The sequence below is a fragment of the [Clostridium] ultunense DSM 10521 genome (assembly GCF_000511955.1).
GTDB lineage: Bacteria > Bacillota > Clostridia > Tissierellales > Tepidimicrobiaceae > Schnuerera > Schnuerera ultunensis.
The window spans coordinates 56,301-59,681 of the sequence record NZ_AZSU01000002.1 but is presented as its reverse complement, the minus strand read 5'-3'; the positions used below and the strand labels follow the sequence as shown (position 1 = coordinate 59,681).

5 protein-coding genes are annotated in these 3,381 nt (G+C 32.8%); 2 read left to right on the top strand and 3 right to left on the bottom strand.

From position 1 onward, the window contains the following. Positions 1–214 precede the first annotated feature (214 nt). Complete coding sequence (locus CUL_RS0103095) at positions 215–481, bottom strand: transposase (RefSeq protein WP_025640467.1); 267 nt, start codon at positions 479–481, stop codon at positions 215–217. A gap of 292 nt (positions 482–773) precedes the next feature. On the opposite strand from CUL_RS0103095, the gene CUL_RS19400 reads away from it, so the two are divergent. Both CUL_RS19400 and CUL_RS19395 read left to right on the top strand, forming a co-directional pair. Then, complete coding sequence (locus tag CUL_RS19400; RefSeq protein WP_051403490.1) at positions 774–1,163, top strand: LysR family transcriptional regulator; 390 nt, start codon at positions 774–776, stop codon at positions 1,161–1,163. 7 nt (positions 1,164–1,170) lie between these two features. Further along, on the top strand, positions 1,171–1,467 hold the full coding sequence (locus CUL_RS19395) for a LysR substrate-binding domain-containing protein (protein WP_051403489.1): 297 nt from the start codon (positions 1,171–1,173) through the stop codon (positions 1,465–1,467). A 40-nt stretch (positions 1,468–1,507) separates the two neighbouring features. Here the strand turns inward: CUL_RS19395 and CUL_RS0103085 are convergent, their stop codons facing one another. Together CUL_RS0103085 and CUL_RS16550 are read right to left on the bottom strand one after the other, a co-directional pair. Continuing rightward, positions 1,508–2,785, bottom strand: a complete 1,278-nt coding sequence (locus CUL_RS0103085; protein WP_025640468.1) for a YeeE/YedE family protein — start codon at positions 2,783–2,785, stop codon at positions 1,508–1,510. A 318-nt stretch (positions 2,786–3,103) separates the two neighbouring features. Next, positions 3,104–3,381 (bottom strand): integrase core domain-containing protein (locus tag CUL_RS16550; protein ID WP_035142774.1); only part of this gene is annotated, 278 nt, incomplete at its 5' end.

Genomic DNA, 3,381 nt, shown 5'->3' with positions numbered 1-3,381 from the left:
CGAATTTTAGGGGCTCCATAGATTTTGTTACTATTATTATAGATTGTTAGAATATCTTCTCTAAGCTTCTTATTAAGAGTTTTCCACTTGTTTCCAGGCTTTTCCTTATGCTTATCATAATAGGTGCTTCTAGGATATTTTAGCACCTTGCACATAGTATCTATGCTGTGTTCCTTAGAATTAGCTTTTATTATTTCAAATATAATATCAGGATTTATTTGGTTGCGAATATGGCCATAGCTTTTTTTAATATATCATTTTCTTCCTTAAGTCTTGCATTTTCCTTCTTGATTTTTAGAATTTCTTCAAGATTTGTGGTATCTCCCTTTACATCTATCGGTGTTTTCTTCTTTACCCAATTACGTATTGCTGTTTGGCTTAGGCCATATTCGTCTGCTACTTCCCTAACTGTTTTTCCTGATAATACTAACTCTGCAATCATTATTTTGAATTCATCTGTATAAGTTTTTCTTTTAGACATTTTATGGACACTTCCTTCCTCATTTAGTAGTATATAAAAAACCTTATTTAGTGTCCATACTTATATACTAACATCATAAATACCATTCCATGTAATAAATAGTCATTATACATAATAACTCTTTTTTATAACAAATAGGAAAGTTCTAACTTATAAATTATTAACTAAAAGGAACTTGACCTACATGAGTTCAAGAAAAGCTACCTTAATTGCTTCGATAGAAGCTTTTCTTATACATTAAATATCTCCAAAAGTTCAAAAATTCAAAGATTAATATTAGGGTGGGAAAATAATGAATCTAGATTATTTAAAGTCCTTTTACGTTACTGTAAAATGTAACAGCATATCTAAGGCAGCAAAACAATTACATCTTACCCAACCAGGGTTAAGTATGCAGATTCAGAACTTGGAAGATGAAGTGGGAGCAAAACTACTGATTAGAAGTAATAAGGGTGTAGAGCTTACCGAAGAAGGGAAGATAGTTTTCGAACATGCTACTACTATGCTTTCTATTCAAAAAAATATCAAAAGATCCATAAAGGATTTGGAAAAATCAAAAAAAACCCTTTCTATAGTAGCTTGTAAAAGTTTAGGTGAATATGTACTACCCTGTAGCCTTTATACCTTTAAGGAAATATATACGGATGTAGGTGTAAAAACGGGAAGAAGATTCAACCAATAGATTATTATTGGCTAATATATTATCAAAGCATTTAATAGATATTGATAATTTAAATACTGTGTTATCTATTAATTCTCCCGAATCCATTAAATCTGCCGTTTCCTCTGGACGAGGTTTTGCCTTTTTACCAAATATCGTGGTAAAACAAGACCTGAGAAGAGGAGATTTAAAAAAGATCCATATTAAAGGTTTTGATTCAAAATTTAATTACTATTTAGCATACAGAAAAAACTATGAATTTACAGGCTATGAAAAGATATTTAAAAAATTTATTACTTCTAGTAAAAGATGTTTTTGTTATTAACAATAGAACAGAAGATGGTGACAAAGCACCATCTTCTGTTTTATTTTTCAGCTACTATCTCTTTTTTATCTTTAAGGAATACATTTTCAAATATTTTTGACCCAATAATTCCCCCAATAGTCATTCCTATTAAGAAGAACCAACCAGACAAAGAAAAGTTTGCAATTCCAGAGTATAATGCTCCCGCATTACAACCTTTAGCTACCCTAGCTCCATATCCCATCAGTATGCCACCTATAGCATAAAATAGTACGTCTTTACCTTTGAAATCAAAATTAAATTTAAAATTACCTGCCAATAAAAATGCAATCGCAGAACCAAATATTATTCCCAAATTCCTTAAAGTGGCTGGATGATTTAATAGACCATTATTGACCGTTTTCACTGCACTGGCAAAGGCAGGATTAGCAGAAAAATCAACTCCTATTTTGTCAAATAACCATATTCCCCATAGGGCAAAGGGACTGGTTACTCCCCAACTAGAGCCTGTAGAGTTTATTATAAATATAAATACTATGGTCATTAGAATAGCTCCAGCGGTAAAAGACCACCTTTGAACGAAGAATTTATGATAGGTTTCCATGGAAAAAAATTTGTAGTTTTCTGCTCTTGGAAGAGGTTTTTGCCATTCTTCATACTCTTCTTCTATAAGGGTTCCGTCTCTTCTTCTCTTATCCTCATAATTGTTTGCAAATATGTATATTATAAGTAATAGTAATAAAGATATTAAGACTGCTCCTATATATCCAAATACGTCTGGCAAATATATTTGAATACCTAATTTCGAAAATGCACTATTATCCCACCAGTCTAAATTAACTAAACCAAGCATGGAACCAAGGATAAAGAATAATAATACAATCCATCCCCTTGCTTCACCTTCTCCTGAGTCAGTCAAAGTACCCGAAGCACAGCCACCACCAAAGATCATTCCAATGCCAAATAAAATACCCCCTATAATAGTGGCTAAGCTAGCATTTTGAACATTTCCAGTTCCTGGTATGATCATCTCCTCTTCGGCTGCCTTAAAGGCAACAACGGCTCCTCTTTGAACTGCACCATAATGAATCCCCGCAGTGCCTATTAATGAAAGAGCTAACATTAGTAATAATGCTCTAGTCATTGACCCATCTCCGGTAAAATAAATCCTCCTTACTCCACCAGCAAAGCCATATCTAGATCTAGTCAATATATACCCTAACATTAGTCCGGTAATTAAAAATAAGCTTAATTTACTATCCTTCCCCTGGAGTGAAAAGGCAAAAATGGCCATAAGGAATAAGAGTAGAATGCCTATAAATACCTGATTTTTTTTCATCAATAATCCCCCTTTTCAATGGCATAAGCCTTAAATATTGGTATTTATCGTTAAAATAATATCCATTCGTTTATATTCTAACATGCCCTTGGATCTATGTCAATAGTTTGGACAAAAATTTAGGTTTTTTTGTGGGTCTCCGCCACCATTGACAATCCAAACATAAATGCTTTTAGGTTTCTACCCGAAGGCGATAAACTCAAAGCAAGCTATGTTTTGTGCCTTCGTGGTGGAATATTGTAGCATTTATTTATTGGCTTATCAATGGCAAGCCCTACGGGTGGCTATCATCCCCTCAGGCTCAAAATCTAAAGCAAGCTATGCTACTCTACATAGATTCTCATATTCATCTGGAGTCATGTAGTTGATTGATGAATGAATCCTTTTTCTATTATAAAATCCTTCTATATATTGAAATAATATTAACTTAGCATGATTATGATCTATAAATGTATTAAGATATACGCATTCTTTTTTTAGTATTGCATGAAAACTTTCTATACAGGCGTTGTCATAAGGACAACCTTTAGCACTATACGATAGTTTAAATTGCTTTGATTCCACTGTTTCACGATATTCCTTTGACGTATATTGTG